The sequence below is a fragment of the Pantoea sp. AN62 genome, from assembly GCF_050432985.1.
Taxonomy (GTDB): Bacteria; Pseudomonadota; Gammaproteobacteria; order Enterobacterales; family Enterobacteriaceae; genus Pantoea; species Pantoea brenneri.
Window position 1 is genome coordinate 21,662 of sequence record NZ_JBNPYB010000023.1, and the last position, 17,664, is coordinate 39,325.

18 protein-coding genes are annotated in these 17,664 nt (G+C 57.8%); 9 read left to right on the plus strand and 9 right to left on the minus strand.

Annotated elements, in window-relative coordinates; translation table 11 throughout:
- The first annotated feature begins 70 nt into the window (after nucleotides 1–70).
- From FHW04_RS21650 to FHW04_RS21660, 3 genes are all read left to right on the plus strand, one after another.
- Nucleotides 71–316: a YmjA family protein gene (locus FHW04_RS21650; protein ID WP_069729686.1), complete on the plus strand. Its 246-nt coding sequence runs from the start codon at nucleotides 71–73 to the stop codon at nucleotides 314–316.
- Nucleotides 317–633: 317 nt separating this feature from the next.
- The gene (locus FHW04_RS21655) at nucleotides 634–1,122 is read left to right on the plus strand and encodes a cold-shock protein (RefSeq protein WP_031378050.1); all 489 of its coding nucleotides are present in this window, start codon (nucleotides 634–636) and stop codon (nucleotides 1,120–1,122) included.
- Nucleotides 1,123–1,472: 350 nt separating this feature from the next.
- Nucleotides 1,473–2,327, plus strand: a complete 855-nt coding sequence (locus FHW04_RS21660; protein ID WP_031378049.1) for a PA4780 family RIO1-like protein kinase — start codon at nucleotides 1,473–1,475, stop codon at nucleotides 2,325–2,327.
- A 91-nt stretch (nucleotides 2,328–2,418) separates the two neighbouring features.
- Here FHW04_RS21660 and mgtU read toward each other — a convergent pair whose 3' ends face one another.
- Together mgtU and mgtA are read right to left on the minus strand one after the other, a co-directional pair.
- On the minus strand, nucleotides 2,419–2,508 hold the full coding sequence (gene mgtU, locus FHW04_RS21665) for a magnesium transporter protection protein MgtU (protein WP_252867572.1): 90 nt from the start codon (nucleotides 2,506–2,508) through the stop codon (nucleotides 2,419–2,421).
- 7 nt (nucleotides 2,509–2,515) lie between these two features.
- The gene (gene mgtA, locus FHW04_RS21670) at nucleotides 2,516–5,218 is read right to left on the minus strand and encodes a magnesium-translocating P-type ATPase (RefSeq protein ID WP_089562471.1); all 2,703 of its coding nucleotides are present in this window, start codon (nucleotides 5,216–5,218) and stop codon (nucleotides 2,516–2,518) included.
- Nucleotides 5,219–5,877: 659 nt separating this feature from the next.
- Here mgtA and FHW04_RS21675 point away from each other — a divergent pair.
- Genes FHW04_RS21675 through FHW04_RS21695 form a run of 5 tightly spaced genes read left to right on the plus strand, consistent with a single transcriptional unit; the run spans nucleotide 5,878 to nucleotide 10,842 of the window.
- Nucleotides 5,878–7,446 carry an ABC transporter substrate-binding protein gene (locus FHW04_RS21675; protein ID WP_031378047.1) on the plus strand — a complete coding sequence of 523 codons (1,569 nt, stop codon included), beginning with the start codon at nucleotides 5,878–5,880 and terminating at the stop codon, nucleotides 7,444–7,446.
- A complete protein-coding gene (locus FHW04_RS21680; RefSeq protein WP_089562472.1) occupies nucleotides 7,446–8,498 on the plus strand; it encodes an ABC transporter permease in 1,053 nt (350 codons plus the stop codon). The genes FHW04_RS21675 and FHW04_RS21680 overlap by 1 nt, the downstream gene beginning before the upstream one ends.
- Nucleotides 8,495–9,352, plus strand: coding sequence for an ABC transporter permease (locus FHW04_RS21685; protein ID WP_089562473.1), 858 nt, complete (start codon nucleotides 8,495–8,497; stop codon nucleotides 9,350–9,352). The genes FHW04_RS21680 and FHW04_RS21685 overlap by 4 nt, the downstream gene beginning before the upstream one ends.
- A complete protein-coding gene (locus FHW04_RS21690) occupies nucleotides 9,342–10,172 on the plus strand; it encodes an ABC transporter ATP-binding protein (protein ID WP_031376468.1) in 831 nt (276 codons plus the stop codon). The genes FHW04_RS21685 and FHW04_RS21690 overlap by 11 nt, the downstream gene beginning before the upstream one ends.
- Nucleotides 10,165–10,842, plus strand: a complete 678-nt coding sequence (locus FHW04_RS21695) for an ABC transporter ATP-binding protein (protein ID WP_069729691.1) — start codon at nucleotides 10,165–10,167, stop codon at nucleotides 10,840–10,842. Before FHW04_RS21690 ends, FHW04_RS21695 begins: the two co-directional genes overlap by 8 nt.
- Nucleotides 10,843–10,877: 35 nt before the next feature.
- Here the strand turns inward: FHW04_RS21695 and FHW04_RS21700 are convergent, their stop codons facing one another.
- From FHW04_RS21700 to FHW04_RS21710, 3 genes are read right to left on the minus strand one after another with little or no spacing between them, the layout of a single operon-like run.
- A complete protein-coding gene (locus tag FHW04_RS21700) occupies nucleotides 10,878–11,663 on the minus strand; it encodes an ABC transporter ATP-binding protein (protein ID WP_069729692.1) in 786 nt (261 codons plus the stop codon).
- On the minus strand, nucleotides 11,660–12,514 hold the full coding sequence (locus FHW04_RS21705; protein ID WP_069729693.1) for an ABC transporter permease: 855 nt from the start codon (nucleotides 12,512–12,514) through the stop codon (nucleotides 11,660–11,662). The genes FHW04_RS21700 and FHW04_RS21705 overlap by 4 nt, the downstream gene beginning before the upstream one ends.
- A 13-nt stretch (nucleotides 12,515–12,527) precedes the next feature.
- Nucleotides 12,528–13,424: an ABC transporter substrate-binding protein gene (locus FHW04_RS21710; RefSeq protein ID WP_371601280.1), complete on the minus strand. Its 897-nt coding sequence runs from the start codon at nucleotides 13,422–13,424 to the stop codon at nucleotides 12,528–12,530.
- Nucleotides 13,425–13,702: 278 nt separating this feature from the next.
- Between FHW04_RS21710 and speG the strand changes: the two genes are divergently transcribed.
- Complete coding sequence (gene speG / locus FHW04_RS21715; RefSeq protein WP_009088567.1) at nucleotides 13,703–14,248, plus strand: spermidine N1-acetyltransferase; 546 nt, start codon at nucleotides 13,703–13,705, stop codon at nucleotides 14,246–14,248.
- On the opposite strand, the gene FHW04_RS21720 is transcribed toward speG, so the two are convergent.
- The 4 genes from FHW04_RS21720 to FHW04_RS21735 form a co-directional block, all read right to left on the minus strand.
- On the minus strand, nucleotides 14,249–14,668 hold the full coding sequence (locus tag FHW04_RS21720; RefSeq protein WP_031376463.1) for a hypothetical protein: 420 nt from the start codon (nucleotides 14,666–14,668) through the stop codon (nucleotides 14,249–14,251). It lies immediately after the preceding gene.
- 97 nt (nucleotides 14,669–14,765) lie between these two features.
- Nucleotides 14,766–15,701, minus strand: a complete 936-nt coding sequence (mmuM, locus tag FHW04_RS21725) for a homocysteine S-methyltransferase (protein WP_069729694.1) — start codon at nucleotides 15,699–15,701, stop codon at nucleotides 14,766–14,768.
- Nucleotides 15,691–17,100: an S-methylmethionine permease gene (gene mmuP, locus FHW04_RS21730; protein ID WP_069729695.1), complete on the minus strand. Its 1,410-nt coding sequence runs from the start codon at nucleotides 17,098–17,100 to the stop codon at nucleotides 15,691–15,693. Before mmuP ends, mmuM begins: the two co-directional genes overlap by 11 nt.
- Before the next feature lie 136 nt (nucleotides 17,101–17,236).
- Complete coding sequence (locus FHW04_RS21735; protein WP_031376461.1) at nucleotides 17,237–17,572, minus strand: DUF2002 family protein; 336 nt, start codon at nucleotides 17,570–17,572, stop codon at nucleotides 17,237–17,239.
- Nucleotides 17,573–17,664: the final 92 nt, after the last annotated feature.

The window sequence follows — 17,664 nt, forward strand, 5'->3', positions numbered from 1 at the left end:
AATAACCCGGCTATCTGCACCACCGAGCGCAGGCAGCACCTGAACGGAACCTCAACTTAGCGGACTCTTTATGACTAACGATATTCCCCTCAAGTACTATGACGTCGCAGATGAGTATGCGACCGAATCCGCTAAGCCGGTGAGCGACGCAGAACGCACACCGCTGGCGCACTATTTCCAGTTACTGATCACCCGTCTGATGAACAATGAAGAGATCAGTGAAGAATCGCAGCAGCAGATGGCCACTGAAGCGGACATCGATGCAGAGCGTATCGATGAGATTGCGACCTTCCTGAACCAATGGGGTAACGAGTAACCTTACCCGAACGCGCCGGGCAGGCGGCAGGTTACGATGGTGACCTCACCTGCCCGGATCATGCGACCGGCATCATCATCTGCAGCGCTTATCCGCGTACTGTCCAGACCAGGCCAACGTCCCTTCTCTTTGCAACTGCGTGGTGAACTTTTTCACAACGCCTGACCCGCGATTATCCCGGCACCGTTTAGCGCTTCACCGGCTTGCTCTCTTACAGACCAAAATTTATCATCCACACTGATATAGTCTGCGCAGGCATTGTGCTTTACACTGCGCGCTGTAAAAAACTGAGTAGATAAACGATTAAACAGGCGGTAATGGCGATGAACGGAACAATCACAACCTGGTTCAAAGATAAGGGTTTTGGTTTTATCAAAGATGAAAACGGTGAGAACCGCTATTTTCATGTGATTAAGGTCGCCAACCCTGATCTGATCAAGAAAGACGCTGCCGTCACCTTTGAACCCACCACCAACAACAAAGGTCTGTCGGCCTATGCGGTGAAAGTGGTGCCGGAAAGCAAATACATCTTTATCGCCGGCGAGCGCATCAAGATCACCGCGATCAAATCTTACCTGGTCTACAGCGAAGAAGTGCCGGTCGACACCCGCATCGATAAAGAGAATCCGGTGCTGTCGGTAGGCGTGCTGTTAAGCAATATCCGACCGAAATCAGACGTGAAGCCCGGTGAAATGCGATCGCTGAAAAAGCTGGCAATCACTACCTTTCAGGGTTCGACCTTAATCTTCACCGAAGATGAGATCGACATCGAAAGCACGGTGAAACTGCTCAAAGGTCTGAAGTAACCCGATGACGCTGGTCGAAATCCTGCCATTCAGCCGCAGGATTTCGTCATAGCCTTTTCTTCAGGGCACTCTGTTGCTCGTTCCGCTAAGCCTGATTCTGATTAAAAAGCAATAGCGTCAGGATTGCCCGCCGACGGTAAAGCGATTTACCGATTGTCATCAATCAGCCCGTCAAATTGCCTGACTCCGCTTAAACCCGCCTGATGCTGGCCGGTCAATAAAGGATCACCTTCCTAAAACCTTTTTCCAGGGTAGAATTAGTCACTTCCTTCAGACGTTGCCAATTTTTTTCTATTATCGCCGTTGGTGTTATTGATACGAAAAGGGGCTGAAATAAGGTATAAAGCCGCATGAAAATCCCAAACAGAATCCAACCTCTGGTCGATGATGGCCTGATTGATGACGTGCTTCAGCGACTGAAAAGTGGCAAGGAAGCTGACGTCTACACTGTGTTATGCGGTGACAAGATCCAGTGCGCCAAAGTCTATAAAGAGGCGACGCAGCGTAGCTTTAAGCAGGCAGTGCAGTATCAGGAAGGACGTAAAACCCGTAACACCCGTAACGCGCGTGCGATGCAGAAAGGTACCAAATTCGGTCGCAAGCAGCAGGAAGAGTCGTGGCAGACGGCAGAAGTTGATGCGCTGTTCCGCCTCGCCAACGCCGGTGTCCGCGTGCCGCAGCCTTATCTGTGCATTGACGGTGTATTACTGATGGAGCTGGTGACCGATGCGGACGGCGCAGTTGCGCCACGGCTGAGTGATGTCACCCTGTCAGAAGCGGACGCCATCGCTGATTTCCACACCATGATCCGCAATATCGTGCGCATGCTTTGTGCCGGTATCGTGCACGGCGATTTGTCAGAATTTAACGTGCTGCTTGATGCCGAAGGTCCGGTGATTATCGACCTGCCACAGGCGGTCGATGCCGCGGCGAACAACCACGCCGAATCAATGTTCGAGCGTGACGTTAACAATATCACCGCCTATTACGGCCAGTTCGCCCCGCAGCTGTTGCAGACGCGCTATGCCAAAGAGATCTGGCTGCTGTATGAAGACGGGAAATTAACCCCTGAAACGCCGCTCACCGGTCTGTTCGTTGAAGAAGAGCACAATGTAGATATGGATTCGCTGCTGGATGAGATCATTACCGCAGAAGATGAATACTACGAACGCCAGCGCGCCAGTCGGGAACGCGACGAGCAGTAAGCGCTGAAAGCGGCGTGAACCAACAGTAAAGGCGGCCTTCTGAGCCGCCTTTTTTATTGCCGCAGGCCGCGAGTCTTCCCGCGGCCGCTGTTTAGCGCAGAATTACCGTCAACATGATCAGCACAACACCGATGAGCATCACGCCGATGAACACCTTGTCGATCCGGCCATTTTTCATCATCGTCTCCTCAGAACCACTGGCCGAAACGGCGGATATACCAACGTTTCATTCCCTGCGCCACCAGGCAGTAGCTGAATAGCGTCAGCACCAGCCACGGGAAGTACTGCCATGGCAGCGGCACCAGCCCGACCATCGCCCCCAGCGGCGAGAACGGAATCAGAATGCCCAGCACCATTACTGTCAGGGTGGTCAGCATCACCGGTAAGGTGGCGCGACTCTGGATGAACGGAATCTTCTGGGTCCGCAGCATGTGCACCACCAGCGTCTGAGACAGCAGACCTTCAATAAACCAGCCTGACTGGAACAGCGATTGCACCTCAGCGTGGTTGGCACTGAAGATAAACCACATCAGCGCAAAGGTGGTGACGTCAAAAATCGACGAAGTTGGCCCCATCCACAACATAAAGCGTTTAATGTTGCCGGCATCCCATTTGCGTGGCTTACGCAGAAAATCACGGTCTACTTTGTCCCACGGCAGTGCCAGCTGGGAAACGTCATACATCAGGTTCTGAATCAGCAGATGAATCGACAGCATCGGCAGAAACGGAATAAAGGCGCTGGCGATCAGCAGCGAGAACACGTTGCCAAAGTTTGAGCTGGCGGTCATGTTGAGATACTTGATGATATTGCCAAAGGTCTCCCGTCCTTTCAGCACCCCCTCACCCAGCACCTGCAGATCTTTCTCCAGCAGGATAATATCGGACGAGGCTTTCGCCACATCCGCCGCGCTATCAACAGAAATTCCGGTGTCGGCCGCCCGCAGCGCTGGCGCATCGTTGATACCATCGCCAAGGAAACCCACGGTATGGCCGTTGTGTTGCAGCAGGCGCACCACGCGTGATTTCTGCTGCGGCGTCAGCTGAGCAAACAGGCTACAACGCTCCGCTTCCTGCGCCAGCTGCGCATCATCCATCGCCTCAATCTGATCACCGGTCAGCATTGCCGGATCGCTCAGCCCGACATCCTGACAGACGCGCAGGGTCACCAGCGGGTTATCGCCGGTCAGCACTTTAACCGCCACGCCGCTGTCGCGCAGTGCCCGAATCGCCTTGCCGGCACTGGCTTTTGGTGGATCGCGGAAGGTCAGCAGCCCTTCCAGCGTCAGCTCACGCTCGTCACTGTTACTGAGCGGCGCGTGCAAATCACCTTCGCGCGTCGCCACCAGCAATACCCGATAGCCCTGCTGATGGTAGCGTTGGGTCAGCGCCAGCAGTTCTGCCCGCTGCCGTTCATCCAGCGGAACCACCGTCTCGCCCTGACGAATCGCACTGCTCACCGCCAGCATCTCCTCTACCGCGCCTTTGCAAATCAGCAGCGAGCGATGATGCGCCAGATCTTCAACCAGCACCGACACCCGGCGGCGGGTGAAGTCGAACGGCAACTCATCAATCAGATGAAACTGGCTGCGCCGGGTCTGAGAGATCACTTTGTCGCCAGCCATCAGTACCGCCCGATCCATCAGGTTTTTCGCGCCACTCTGGCTGCCGCTGTTTAACCAGCCCAGCAGCAGAACCTGCCCATCTTCCTGTCCCATCGGGTTGAGGTGGTGCGCCAGCAGGATGGTATCCTGAGTCAGGGTGCCGGTTTTATCGGTGCACAGCACGTCCATCGCGCCGAGGTTCTGAATGGCGTTCAGCCGTTTAACGATCACTTTGCGTCGCGACATCGCAATCGCGCCTTTGGCCAGATTGGCACTGACAATCATCGGCAGCATTTCCGGGGTTAAGCCGACCGCCACCGCCAGCGCAAACAGGGTGGCATCCATCCAGTCGCCTTTACTGAAGCCGTTAATCAGCAGCACCACCGGCACCATCACCAGCATAAAGCGAATCAGCAGCCGGCTGACGCTATTAACCCCGCGATCAAAGGCGGTCTGCGGCCGGCTTCCCACCAGCGAGGCGGCCAGCGATCCAAACCAGGTATCGCCGCCCGTCGCTACTACCACTGCGCTCGCCGTGCCGCTGGCGACGCTGGTACCCATCAGGCAGATGTTATTGAGCGCCAGCAGCTCCTGGGCAGATTTGCCGTGCGGATCGACGGTGATATTGCCACTCTGTTTCTCCACCGGCAGGGATTCCCCGGTCAGCACCGCTTCGCTGATAAACAGATTGCGTGAACTCAGCAGCCGGACATCGGCAGGCACCTGATCGCCGGTGCTCAGCAGAATGACATCGCCCGGCACCAGTTCGCGCATATCAACGTCGTGACGCTGTGCAGTTTCACTGGCGCTATCACGCCGCAGCACTGTGACCTGGCTGCGCACCAGTGACTTCAGCGCCTGCGCCGCACGATTGGTGCGGAATTCCTGCCAGAAGCGCAGCAGTCCGCTCAGCAGCACCATAGTGGAAATGATGATCACACCCGATAGATCGGTTTCCTCACCGGCGCGCAGCGGCAGCAGATAGTCGGTAAACAGGCTGACCAGCGCCAGCACCAGTAATACGTAGATAAACGGATTGTTGAAGGCCATCAGCAGCTGAATCAGCGCCGGAGGGGCTTTTTCATGCGCCACCTCATTCGGGCCATACTGTTTCAGACGGGCTGCAGCCTCGGCGTGGGTCAGTCCATCGCGGTCGCTGCGCAGGTTGGCCAGCGTGACGTCGACTGGCTGGACCGCTTCACGGGCGATAGCAAAAAGTTTTTTGGTTTTCTTCATGGTGCGGTGGTCGTCAGATTTGATGACAACCTGTTCCAGTTTCATGTCGCTCATTTCGACATCTCCCTGATTTAAAGCAATAGTTATCCTGCACACCCAAATAAGGTATGCGGAGAAGACCTGGCGTTGCCGGGTTATTTAATTAAGTGTCCTTCGGGGATCGTCCATATATCCCTCCTGTATTCAGAAATAAGGGCGTGCAGAATTTCGCGCGACGCGAAATTAGCGCTGCGTAATAGGTGTCAGAAAGCAGAGATCGGGCGCAGCCTGGGCTACGCCAGTCGGGGTGGAGGAAAAAGGGCTAAGATAAACAGCAGCATAACGCGCACTCATTCAGATAACAGGATGATAAATAAGGAGCGCAATCGTCACTAACAGAGAGGATTGCTGCCCGCCGGGTGGCAAGCAGCGAAAAGAATTCAGCTTGCCGGAATAAAGATAAATCGAGGGTGACTGTCCAACTGAATTCTCCTGAAATAATTTGCCGCTATTATAAACAGCGTAAGGTCGTGGTAAAGGGTTAATAATAGCAATTATCGTTTCGTTGATGTTCCGTTTCTGCACTGCCGGAAATAACACAACAAATACTTTACCTTCTTATAACCACAACCTTTCGCTTATACCTTTTTGGCATATGATTAGCCCATATTCGACTATTCTTCGCATCAGCCCTTTCGTAAACTCGCGTAACTTTTTTAAGGCAAGGAAATTTCATGAAAACTATAATTCCATCACTGCTGGCGCTGACGCTGGCTGCCGCCTTCTCAGCTCAGGCTGCGACGCCCAAAGATACACTGGTGATTGCGCAGTCTACCGACGATGCCGATAGCTTCGATCCGGCCAAAGGGTTTGAACTCACCAGCGTGCAGGCCTTTACCAATATTTATCAACGCCTGGTTCAGTCTGACCCGCAGAATCCGGTCGATCTGAAACCGACGCTGGCAACTTCGTGGCAGCCCGGCAGCGACAACCGCAGCCTGACCTTTGAACTGCGTAAAGACGCGAAATTCTCCACCGGCAATCCGCTGCGTCCGGAAGATGTGATCTTCTCGCTGGGCCGGGTGGTGAAACTGAACCTCGATCCCTCTTTCATCCTGACGCAGCTCGGCTGGAACAAAGATAACGTTGATGGCTTTCTGAAGAAGGTCGATGACAATCACGTGCAGATCAGCTGGACCGCCGACGTCAGCCCGACCTACGTGCTGAGCCTGCTTTCAGCCCCGGTTTCGTCGATCATCGACGAGAAAACCGCGATGGCGAATCAGAAAAATGGCGATTTCGGTAACGGCTGGCTGGCAACCCATTCAGCCGGCAGCGGCCCGTATCAGATCCGTAAAGTGGTGATGCATCAGGTGGTGCTGCTGAGCGCCAACCCAACCTCGCCGGCCGGTGCGCCAAAAATGAAGAACATCCTGATCAAGAACGTGCCGGAACCGGCCGCGCGTCGTCTGCTGCTGGAACAGGGTGATGCCGATATCGCCCGTAACCTCGGTGCCGATCAGATCGCCGCGCTGAACGGCAAACCCGGCGTGAAGACCGAAGCGATTCCGATGGCCTCGCTCTACTACATCCAGTTCAACATCGGTGCCAACGAGACGATGAAGAACCCGGCATTCTGGGAAGCGGCGCGCTACCTGTGGGATTACAAAGGTATCGCCAATGAGCTGCTGAAAGGCCAGTTCGATGTGCACCAGACCTTCCTGCCGAAAGGCTTCCTCGGCGCAATCAACGATACGCCTTACAGCTACGATCCTGAGAAAGCCAAAGCGATTCTGAAAAAAGCCGGCCTGACCAACGTCAGCTTTAAGCTTTCCACCAGCAACCAGCCGCCTTATCTCGACATCGCGCAGGCGCTGCAGGGCAGCTTCGCCAAAGGTGGCGTGAAGGTCGAGGTGGTTCCGGGCCTGAGTTCTGAAGTCTCAACCAACGTCAAAGCGCATAAGTATGAGGCCACGCTGAACGCCTGGGGCTCGGACTATTTTGATCCCAACACCAACGCCGCCTCGTTTGCCTATAACCCGGAAGATGGCAGCAAAACCATCGCCTTCCGTTCCGACTGGCACATTCCGGAGCTGAACAAGCAGGTGGTAGCGGCGACGGCGGAAAGCGATGCGAAAAAACGCGTCGCCCTGTATGAAGCGATGCAGCGTGAGGTCATGAAAAACTCCCCTTACGTGATTGGTATGCAGGCGAAGAACCTGATCGCCCTGCGCGACAACCTGAAAGGCTATGTCCAGGGCATCAACCCTGACATGGTGTACTACTCGCAGGTCACCAAGTAATGGCACAGTCTGTTGCTACAGCCGGGTCCGCCCGGCTTTTTTGGCAGCGAGGCGGGCGGCTGATCGGCAGCATCCTGTCGCTACTGGTCACCCTGCTTGGCCTGCTCGCCTTCACCTTTATGCTGTCGCATCTGTCGCCGATCGATCCGGTGCAGCAGATCGCCGGCGATCACGCCAGTGAAGCGACTTATGCCCAGGTGCGCCACGATCTCGGGCTGGATCAGCCGGTGCTGGTGCAGTTCTGGCGCTACATTGCGCATCTGGCACAGGGCGATCTCGGCGTGTCGCGGCTGACCAATCAGTCAGTCAGCAGCGATCTGATGACCACCTTCCCCGCCACGATTGAGCTGGCAACCTGCGCAATGATTTTCGCCGTGGTATTTGGCGTCACGCTGGCGCTGCTGGCGGCGTGGAAACCGGGCAGCTGGATCGATAATCTGGCCCGCTTCATCTCCCTGCTCGGCTATTCGGTGCCGATGTTCTGGCTCGGCCTGCTGGGTCTGCTGCTGTTTTATGCGGTGCTGCACTGGTCTGCCGGACCGGGACGACTGGACGATATCTGGGTCTACACCCTTGAGCCGAAAACCGGCTTTGTGCTGATCGACAGCTGGCTGTCGGGTGAGCCGGAGATGTTCCGCAACGCCATCGCACACCTCTGGCTGCCGGTAGTGATCCTCGGGCTGCTGGCAATGGCCGGGATTACCCGTCTGCTGCGCGCCGCGCTGCTGGAAGAGAGCAGCAAAGAGTATGTGGTACTGGCACGGGCCAAAGGCGCCGGTCGGGTCCGCATCCTGCTGCGCCACATTTTCCCGAACGTGCTGGGCACGCTGGTGACGGTGATCGCCCTCTCCTACGCCACGCTGCTGGAAGGCTCGGTGCTGACAGAAACCGTCTTCGCCTGGCCAGGTGTCGGCCGCTACATGACCAATGCCCTGTTCTCCGGCGATGTGCCGGCGATTCTCGGCTCCACCCTGTTGATCGGCAGCTGCTTTATCCTGATCAACACCCTGGCGGATGTTTTAACCTGGTTAACCGATCCGAGAACCCGATGACGCAACAACTTTCTGAACTCGAAACGCTGCGGCCACGCCGTCGCCGCCAACGCGTTACCTCGTTAACCGTTGGGCTGACGCTAGTCGCCATCCTGATCCTGATGGCGCTGCTGGCACCGCTGGTTGCGCCATTCGATCCTAATCTGCAAACGATGTCGAGCCGGCTGCTGGCGCCGTCGGCGCAGCACTGGTTCGGCACCGACGGCTTTGGCCGCGATCTGCTGTCGCGGGTGATTTACGGCGCGCGTCCGACCCTGCTGCTGGTGTCGCTGATTCTGGTGCTGACCATTCCGGCCGGCCTGCTGATCGGCATCACCGCCGGTTACGTCGGCGGCTGGACTGAACGCCTGCTGATGCGGATTACCGATATCTTCCTGTCGCTGCCCAATCTGGTGATTGCGCTGGCGCTGGTGGCGATTCTCGGTCCTGGCCTGATGAACGGTGCGCTGGCGCTGGCGCTGACCAGCTGGCCGCCGTTTGCCCGTCAGGCGCGCGCCGAAACGCTGGCGCTGCGCCGTAGCGACTACCTTGCCGCCGCGCGGATGCAGGGCATCACCGGCTTTCGTCTGATGTTCGGCCATATCCTGCCGCTCTGTCTGCCGACCGCAGTAGTGCGTGCGGCACTGAGCCTCGGCGGCATCATTCTGGCGGCTGCCGGTCTCGGTTTTCTCGGCATGGGCGTACAGCCGCCAACCGCCGAATGGGGATCGATGGTGGCCGAAGGCAGTAAAGTCATTTTCGATCAATGGTGGGTCGCCGCTGCACCGGGCGCTGCCATTCTGTTTGCCAGCCTGGCCTTTAACCTGACAGGCGACGGCCTGCGCGACCGACTGGATACCCGTCATGCCAAATAATCTGCTGCACGCCGAAGGGCTGACCATCCGTAGCGATGATGCGCTGCTGGTCGACAACATTGGTTTTTCTATTGGCCGCGAGCGCGTGGCGCTGGTCGGTGAATCCGGCTCAGGGAAATCGCTGACCGCCCGCAGCCTGATGGGACTGCTGTCACCGGCCCTGCATCTGCAGGCTACGCAGCTACAGGTGGCAGGCGAGGATGCGCTGACGCTGACGGAGCGCCGCTGGAGCCAGCTGCGCGGTAACCGGGTGGCGATGGTGATGCAGGACCCGAAATATGCGCTTAACCCGACGCGTACCATTGGCTGGCAGGTTGAAGAACCGCTGATTCTGCACCGTCACCTGAGCCGCGCCGAGCGCAAAGAGAAGGTCTGCGAGATGCTGGATGCGGTCGGCCTGCCCGATCCACGTCGCCTGATGCAGCACTATCCGCATCAGCTCTCTGGCGGCATGGGCCAGCGTGTGATGCTGGCGATCGCCCTGATTACCGATCCTGATTTCCTGATCGCCGATGAACCAACCTCAGCACTCGATCATGCGATGCGCGATCAGGTGCTGGCGCTGATTCGCGGTCTGGTCGAAGCGCGTAATATGGGGCTGCTGCTGATCAGTCACGATTTGCAGCAGGTGTCGGAACACTGTGAGCGGGTGATGGTGATGTACAAAGGCCGCCTGCTCGATACCCTGCCTGCCGCCGAACTGCCGCGGGCGACCCATCCTTATACCCGCACGCTGTGGGCCTGCCGTCCGGGTAAAGCGACCCACGGCCAGCTGCTGCCGGTGCTGGATCGTGCGGCGCTGGAGGCACATCATGATTAAGTTGCAGGATCTCAGCGTCGCCCATAAGCAGGGTTACGAGCTGCGCACCGTGGTGCATGAGGTCAACCTTGAGGTTAATGCCGGGGAATGTTTTGGTCTGGTGGGTCCCTCTGGCTGCGGGAAGTCGTCGCTGCTGTGGGTGCTGGCCGGTCTGAATCCCCACTGGCAGGGCCGGATGCAATTAGCCGGTCATCTGGTGGAGCCGGGCAAAGCCTTTACCGGCGCGCTACGTCAGGAAGTGCAGATGGTGTTTCAGGATCCCTACGCCTCACTGCATCCCCGTCACCGGCTGCGCCGGACGCTGGCCGAGCCGCTGAAGCTGATTAAACGTGACAACATCAACGATCGCATCGACCAGGGCTTTCGCCACGTCGGGCTCGATCCGGCGCTGGCCGATCGCTATCCGCACCAGCTTTCCGGCGGTCAGCGCCAGCGCGTGGCGATTGTGCGTGCCCTGCTGTTGCAGCCGAAGATCCTGCTGCTGGATGAGCCTACCTCGGCGCTGGATATGTCGGTACAGGCGGAGATCCTCAATCTGCTGAACGATCTGAAGCGTCAGGATGGCTTAACCATGGTGCTGGTCAGCCACGATCCTGATGTTATCGACCACATGTGCGATCGGGCGGTACGGATGGCGCAGGGTCGGATCATCGAACAGATCGGTGCCTGAAAACTGCCGGACGGCCCCTGCCTGCCGTCCGGCGCTTAGTGCTCCAGCGCCTGCAGCGTTTCACTGCGGATCGACTCGGTAATCTCCGCCTTGAGCGCCATAAAGGCCGGCGAGGTTTTCAGGGTATAGTCACGCTCAATGCCGAAGTTAACCGCCACCTCCTGTTTAATTCGTCCCGGCCGCGCACTGAAGATCGCCACTTTGTTGGCCATGAAAATCGCCTCATCAATATCGTGGGTCACGAACAGCACCGTTTTGCGTGACTGCTGCCAGACCGACAGTAACAGCTCCTGCATCATCACCCGCGTCTGGTTATCCAGCGCGCCAAACGGCTCATCCATCAGCAGCACTTTCGGATCGTTGGCTAACGCCCGGGCGATGGCGGTGCGCTGCTGCATACCGCCGGAGAGCTGGCGTGGATAGTGACGGGCGAAGCCGCGCAGCCCTACCTGATGCAGATAGTATTCGCAGCGCTGCTGCTGCTGTGCGGCGCTGATGCCGCGTTCACGCAGGCCAAAGCAGACGTTCTCTTCTACCGTCAGCCACGGAAACAGGGTGTAGCTCTGGAAGACCATGCCGCGATCTGCGCCGGGCCCGTCGACCGGCGCACCATCCAGCCAGATTTCGCCGCGCGTCGGGCTGTCCAGTCCGGCGATAATCCGCAGCAGAGTCGATTTGCCGCAGCCGGACGGGCCGAGAATGGTGACGAAGTCGTTCTCCTCCACCCGCCAGGAGATCGGTTGCAGCGCCTGGGTTTGCTCACCCTGCGGCCCGTTGAACCAGCGTTCGACGCCGCGTACGTTCAGTTTGCTCTGTTTCATGCCGGGTAACTCCATGCAAACAGCCGCCGATTGACCCGCTTAAACAGGTAATCGGACAGCAGCCCAATCAGGCCGATGACGATAATGCCGAAGATGATCTGTCCGGTATTCAGCAGCGCCTGACTGTCGACGATCATATGACCGATGCCGCTTTCCGATCCGATCAACTCCGCAACGATCACATAGGTCCAGGCCCAGCCCAGTACCAGACGCAACAGTTCCGCAATGCCGGGTGCCGCGCCGGGGATCAACACCCGTCGCACTATCGATCGGTTGCTACAGCCCAGCGTATAGGCAGCTTCCACCAGATCGCGCCGGGCACTGCTGACCGTTACCGCCACCATCAGGACGATCTGGAAAAATGATCCGATAAAGATCACCAGGATTTTCTGCATCTCGCCAATGCCTGCCCAGAGGATCAACAGCGGCACAAAGGCTGACGCCGGCAGATAACGACAAAACGAAACGAAAGGCTCAAGAAACGCTTCCCAGGTTTTGAACGCACCCATCATGATGCCAAGCGGCACCGCGATTACCGCCGCCAGCACAAATCCCGAAAGCACCCGCATCACCGTCATGCCGATATCCAGCGCAAAATTGTACTCGGTGAACAGCGTTACGCCCTGTTGCAGCATAGTGATCGGATCGGCGAGAAAGGTGGGCGACACCATGCCGCCCAGCGTGACCAGCGCCCAGACCGCGACAAACAGCACGAAAAAACCGATGCCGAGGCCGATACGCAGCCGCGCAGCAACCGGTTTTAGCGGCACCATTAAGGGATTGTGCCAGCGCTTCGGTGCGTCCGGCAGCGTGTCCGGCGGCGTGGCTGGCTGAGGTTTACTGATCTCCATCGGCGATCTCCCGTTACTGGACAAAGCTGGCATCGTAGAGACTGTTGATATCCGGCACGGTTTTGATCACGCCGGCGCGCAGCAGCAGTTTGCCCGCTTCGTCGCTGAAGCTCTGAATGCCACCGTTGAAGAATGCCCGATTCTCTTCGCGTCCCTGCCAGCGCAGATAACTCGCTGATTCGGCGAACTCTTTGCCGCTCGATTTCACCGCCGCGCCCATAATTTGGTACGATTTCTCCGGTTGCTGTTTGATCATCTCCAGCGCATCGAAGTAGCTCTCAACCAGCGCTTTTGCCGCCTGCGGATGGGCTTTCAGGAAGGTCGGTGTGCAGCCTAAAGTATCCATCACCATCGGATAGTCGAGAGTGGTGGCGATAATTTTGCCGGCCGCCGGCTGTTTGCGGATTGCAGAGAGATAAGGTTCATAACTCATGGCGGCGTCGTTTCGCCCGGCAGTAAAGGCCTGTGCGGCGGCCTGCGGCGACAGGGTGGCCAGACGGACATCTTTCATCGTCATGCCATTTTTATCGAGTATCCACGCCAGCGCGAAATAAGGTGAGGTGCCGGGTGCGTCGACGCCCACCACTTTGCCCCGGAGATCGCTGATACTGTTGATTCCGCCGCGCACCGCCAGACCATCAGCACCGTAGGATTTGTCGAGCTGGACAATCTGCTTGATCGGCACGCCGGCCGCGTTCCACGAGATGTAGGTTTCCACCGTGGTGGCGGCACACTGAATGGTGCCGGATGCCACGGCCAGATGACGGCTGCTCTGCGGGATCATTTTGACCTCCGCCGCCAGACCATGCTTTTTAAAGATGCCCGCTTTGTCCGCCAGCGTCAGCGGTGCAAACCCGGTCCAGCCCGAAATGCCGATGGCGACCGGGGTTTCTTCCGCCTGCGCCACCATCGTGCTGCCGATCGCTACCGATAACGCCACTGCACTGACCGCCCGCCTGATTTGCTGATTCATCTTCCACTCCCGTCACAAGGTGAACATCTCAAGGTTGTATAGTCTTATCTATACAAGCCAAGCAATGGCTGTGCCAGAACGCCAAACGCGCCTGAAAAATGGTTTCAGAAGCGCCAGCAGAGGCCGTCGCGCACCGTTAAGGTGCAACTGAGCGCAGCGCGGCCGCAGGCTGGTGCGTTATACTCGCGGCAATCGCCTAACGAAAGGAAAAGAGCATGACGGTAAAACTGCGTCCACTGGAAAGGGAAGATCTGCATTTTGTTCATCAACTGGATAACAACGCCAGCGTGATGCGTTACTGGTTCGAGGAGCCGTATGAGGCGTTTGTAGAACTCTCCGATCTTTACAACAAGCACATTCACGATCAAACGGAACGGCGCTTTGTGGTGGAGCATGACGGGCAGAAAGCGGGGCTGGTCGAGCTGGTGGAGATTAATCATGTGCATCGCCGCGCCGAGTTTCAGATCATTATCGATCCGGCGCATCAGGGCAAAGGTCTGGCGACCCAGGCGGCAAAGCTGGCAATGGATTATGGCTTCTCGGTGCTGAACTTGTATAAGCTCTACCTGATTGTCGATCAGGAGAATGAGAAAGCGATCCACATCTATACCAAGCTCGGCTTCGAGATTGAAGGCGTGCTAAAGCATGAGTTTTTTATCAACGGAGAATACCGTAACACCATCCGCATGTGCATTTTCCAGCATCAGTATCTGGAGCGCCACAAAACGCCAGGCGGAATGGTGAAACCGACCGCGCAGTAATCAGCCGCGCGCGCCGACCGGGTTCATAAATGGACGCGGGTGCTCAGGCTTCAGGTCGTACATGCCGCCATAGAACGGATCGACCAGCAGCCAGCCGGGGAAGCCGCCCAGCGGAATATTGCCCAGCAGGTACCACAGGTTGGCGCGCGCTTCGATCGGCATGGTCACCGGCACATAGCCCGGGCTTTCCAGCATCAGCAGATAGTGTTTTTTGCCGAAGTAGCGACCGGTGGATTTCTCCAGCTCAACGGTCTGCGGCGTGAAACCCTGTGCGACCGCGAAACCGCGCTCATCCTGCACGGTAAAACGCGCGCCCTGCGGCAGGGAGTCGATGCGTACCGATTGGGTTTCATTGCCGACAATGGTGGCGCAGCCGCTAAGCAGCAGCGCGGCGGCCAGAGCCAGAATTCGCTGTTTCATGAAGGGTTCCGCAAAAAGGTCAGGAAGCACAGTGTAAACCGCCCTTCCCGCCTTTTCACGCGCCTCAATCGGGCTATCATCGCCCGATTCAACCGCCTTATTGCGGTTGACAAGCGTGCGCAATAGCCGCGATGTCTTTGGGTGAGGTACGGCAGCAGCCGCCAATCAGCTTCGCGCCTGCCCGCTGCCACTCATCCAGCTTGTGTTCCAGGGTGCAGCCCGACGGGGCCGAATGCCAGGTTTTGCTGCTGGCGTCATACTGTTCGCCGGAGTTAGGATAGACCACCAGCGGCTTGTCGGTCAGCTGCTGCAGCTGCTGCAGCGCCGGCGTCACGCTCTCCAGCGCCACGCAGTTGACGCCCAGCGCTACCACCTGCGGCTGGGTGTTAAGCCAGCCGACCACTTCGGATAACGGCGTACCGTCGCTGATGTGGCCCGCGTCGCGCAGCGTAAATGAGAACCAGGCAGTGCTGTCCGGGAATTCAGTCAGCAGTGTTGCCAGCGCCTGCGCTTCGGCAAACGATGGCAGGGTTTCGCAGGCCAGCAGATCGGCCCCCGCCGCCAGCAGCGCTGCGATGCGCGGGCGATGAAACGCCATCATCTCCGCTTCCGGCAGCGCGTAGTCGCCACGATACTCCGAACCATCCGCCAGAAACGCACCGTAAGGCCCGACCGATCCCGCCACCAGCAAGGTTTTCGCCTCAGATTGTGTCGCCAGATAATCTTCGCGCGCGCGTCGCGCCAGTTCGACGCTCTGCGCAATCAACGCCAGCGACTGTGCCTGATCCAGCCCGCGTGTGGCAAAGCCCTGCGGCGTCGCCTGATAGCTGGCGGTAATCGCGCAGCGGGCGCCTGCGGCAAAATAGTCGTAGTGAACCTGATAAATCAGCTCAGGGTTTTCCATCAGTACTTTCGCTGACCACAGCGCATCGGCCAGCTGGCAGCCGCGCGCTTCCAGTTCGGTGGCCAGCGCGCCATCGAGGATCAGCAACGGCGATTCAGACAGCGCCTGCGCGACAGGATTATGCGACATCATTGGCCTCCTCAGGCTTCGGCGATGATTTATGGGTCAGATGGTAAGCGGCGTAGCAGAACAGTACAAACGGAATGCCACACCACAGGGCGATGCGCTGGGTCGGATCGAACGCCAGTCCGATGCAGGCCAGCAGACAGAGCAGAAACCCGAGCACCGGCGTCAGCGGATAGAGCGGCGCGCGATAGCCCAGCTGCGCCAGAGATTTTCCCTGCTGCAGGTGGCGGCGACGGAAGACAAAATGTGAGGCGCAGATGCTGAGCCAGACGGCGACCACCGCAAAGCCGGATATCGCCGACAGCGCCACAAATACCGTATCGGGCGCGACCACGCTGGAGATCAGCGCCAGCAATCCGCCAATCATGCTGACGGTGATCGCCAGCAGCGGCACGCCTCGTTTATTCACCCGGGCAAAAGCGCGCGGCAGCGTATTTTCATTCGCCAGTGACCAGAGCATGCGGCCCGATGCATACAGACCGGAGTTGGCGGCTGACAGAATGGCGGTCAGGATGACAAAGTTGATGATATCCGCAGCCCAGGGCACACCGATCTTTTCAAACACCAGCACAAAAGGACTCTTGACGATCCCGGCCTGATCCATCGGGATCAGCGCTGCCAGCACCAACACCGTGCCGATAAAAAAGATGATCAACCGCGCCACGGTGGTGCGGATCGCCAGCGGCAGCACTTTCTCTGGCTGCTGGGTTTCACCCGCCGCAATACCAATCAGTTCGGTGCCGGAAAAAGCGAAGTTAACCGCCACCATGGTCATCAGAATCGGCAACACGCCGTTCGGCAGCCAGCCGTGAGCGGTGAGGTTGCTTAAGCCGGGCGCGGGGGTCCCATCTTTCATCGGGATGAAACCGAACATCGCGGCGCCGCCGAGCAGGATGAAGGCAATAATAGTGATCACTTTAATCAGCGAGAACCAGAACTCCCCTTCCGCGAAGAAGCGGGTTGAGATCACATTCAGCAGATAGATGGCACAGCAGAACACCAGACACCAGATCCAGACCGGCACCTGGGGAAACCAGTACTGCATACAGAAGCCGGCTGCCGTCAGGCTGGAGCCCAGCGCCACGGTCCACGTCAGCCAGTAGAGCCAGGCCACGGTGTAGCCGGTGGCGGGACTCAGATAGCGCGCCGCATAGACGTGAAACGCGCCGGTCTCCGGCATCGCCACGGAGAGTTCGCCAAGGCAGACCATTACCAGCCACACCACTAAGGCACCAATCAGGTAGGCCAGCAGCGTACCGGCCGCGCCGGTGGTGGAGATGATGTAGCCGGTGTTAAAAAACAGCCCGGTGCCGATGACGCCGCCCAGCGATAACATCACCAGATGGCGCACTTTCATGGTGCGTTTGAATTGATCCTGCGCGGGGGGGTGTTGTTCACTCATCACTTTTATCCGTATGGACGTCTAAACATCTATAGTGAAGAGTTTTATACGCGTCACAGCGGTGAATTGCAATGAATTGCCGGGGGTGGGATTGGGGAGATGGGTTCAGTGCCCCGTCGCGGCGGGGCCTGATGCGTTAGCCGAAAACGCTTTGTAGATAGCGTTCCAGCGCCATGCGGGAACTGAATCCGTGCGGGATGCCGTAATGTTCCTGAGAATCACCCGCCAGGTAGAGAGGGAATTGGGTGTAGTGATCGCAGGTCTTCATTTCAGAAGCCGGTTCAGCGAACGGCTGGCTCTTCTCTTTCAGTGTCGGATGAATCACCAGTGCCGTGCGCCCCATACGCGCTTCGCGATTCACATAAACATAGTTGTCACCACGGCGATAACCATAAGCCCGTGGGGTGATCTCATCCACTTCGAAACCCGCTTTTTCCAGTACGCGCGCTACCTCATCTGGTCGTAAATACATGCTCGATCCTCTCCTCTTTCAAAAGCTTCGCAACCTTACCTCAGCATGACAGAGTGGGCATTCGGAATTTTCCCTAAAGCCCATTCTCGCGT

Excerpts from the sequence above, each read along its gene's own strand:
- FHW04_RS21650 (WP_069729686.1), top strand. The coding sequence starts at position 71 with ATGACTAACGATATTCCCCTCAAGTACTATGACGTCGCAGATGAGTAT.
- FHW04_RS21655 (WP_031378050.1), top strand. The coding sequence starts at position 634 with ATGGCGATGAACGGAACAATCACAACCTGGTTCAAAGATAAGGGTTTT.
- FHW04_RS21660 (WP_031378049.1), top strand. The coding sequence starts at position 1,473 with ATGAAAATCCCAAACAGAATCCAACCTCTGGTCGATGATGGCCTGATT.
- mgtU (WP_252867572.1), bottom strand. The coding sequence starts at position 2,508 with ATGATGAAAAATGGCCGGATCGACAAGGTGTTCATCGGCGTGATGCTC.
- mgtA (WP_089562471.1), bottom strand. The coding sequence starts at position 5,218 with ATGAGCGACATGAAACTGGAACAGGTTGTCATCAAATCTGACGACCAC.
- FHW04_RS21675 (WP_031378047.1), top strand. The coding sequence starts at position 5,878 with ATGAAAACTATAATTCCATCACTGCTGGCGCTGACGCTGGCTGCCGCC.
- FHW04_RS21680 (WP_089562472.1), top strand. The coding sequence starts at position 7,446 with ATGGCACAGTCTGTTGCTACAGCCGGGTCCGCCCGGCTTTTTTGGCAG.
- FHW04_RS21685 (WP_089562473.1), top strand. The coding sequence starts at position 8,495 with ATGACGCAACAACTTTCTGAACTCGAAACGCTGCGGCCACGCCGTCGC.
- FHW04_RS21690 (WP_031376468.1), top strand. The coding sequence starts at position 9,342 with ATGCCAAATAATCTGCTGCACGCCGAAGGGCTGACCATCCGTAGCGAT.
- FHW04_RS21695 (WP_069729691.1), top strand. The coding sequence starts at position 10,165 with ATGATTAAGTTGCAGGATCTCAGCGTCGCCCATAAGCAGGGTTACGAG.
- FHW04_RS21700 (WP_069729692.1), bottom strand. The coding sequence starts at position 11,663 with ATGAAACAGAGCAAACTGAACGTACGCGGCGTCGAACGCTGGTTCAAC.
- FHW04_RS21705 (WP_069729693.1), bottom strand. The coding sequence starts at position 12,514 with ATGGAGATCAGTAAACCTCAGCCAGCCACGCCGCCGGACACGCTGCCG.
- FHW04_RS21710 (WP_371601280.1), bottom strand. The coding sequence starts at position 13,424 with ATGGTGGCGCAGGCGGAAGAAACCCCGGTCGCCATCGGCATTTCGGGC.
- speG (WP_009088567.1), top strand. The coding sequence starts at position 13,703 with ATGACGGTAAAACTGCGTCCACTGGAAAGGGAAGATCTGCATTTTGTT.
- FHW04_RS21720 (WP_031376463.1), bottom strand. The coding sequence starts at position 14,668 with ATGAAACAGCGAATTCTGGCTCTGGCCGCCGCGCTGCTGCTTAGCGGC.
- mmuM (WP_069729694.1), bottom strand. The coding sequence starts at position 15,701 with ATGTCGCATAATCCTGTCGCGCAGGCGCTGTCTGAATCGCCGTTGCTG.
- mmuP (WP_069729695.1), bottom strand. The coding sequence starts at position 17,100 with ATGAGTGAACAACACCCCCCCGCGCAGGATCAATTCAAACGCACCATG.
- FHW04_RS21735 (WP_031376461.1), bottom strand. The coding sequence starts at position 17,572 with ATGTATTTACGACCAGATGAGGTAGCGCGCGTACTGGAAAAAGCGGGT.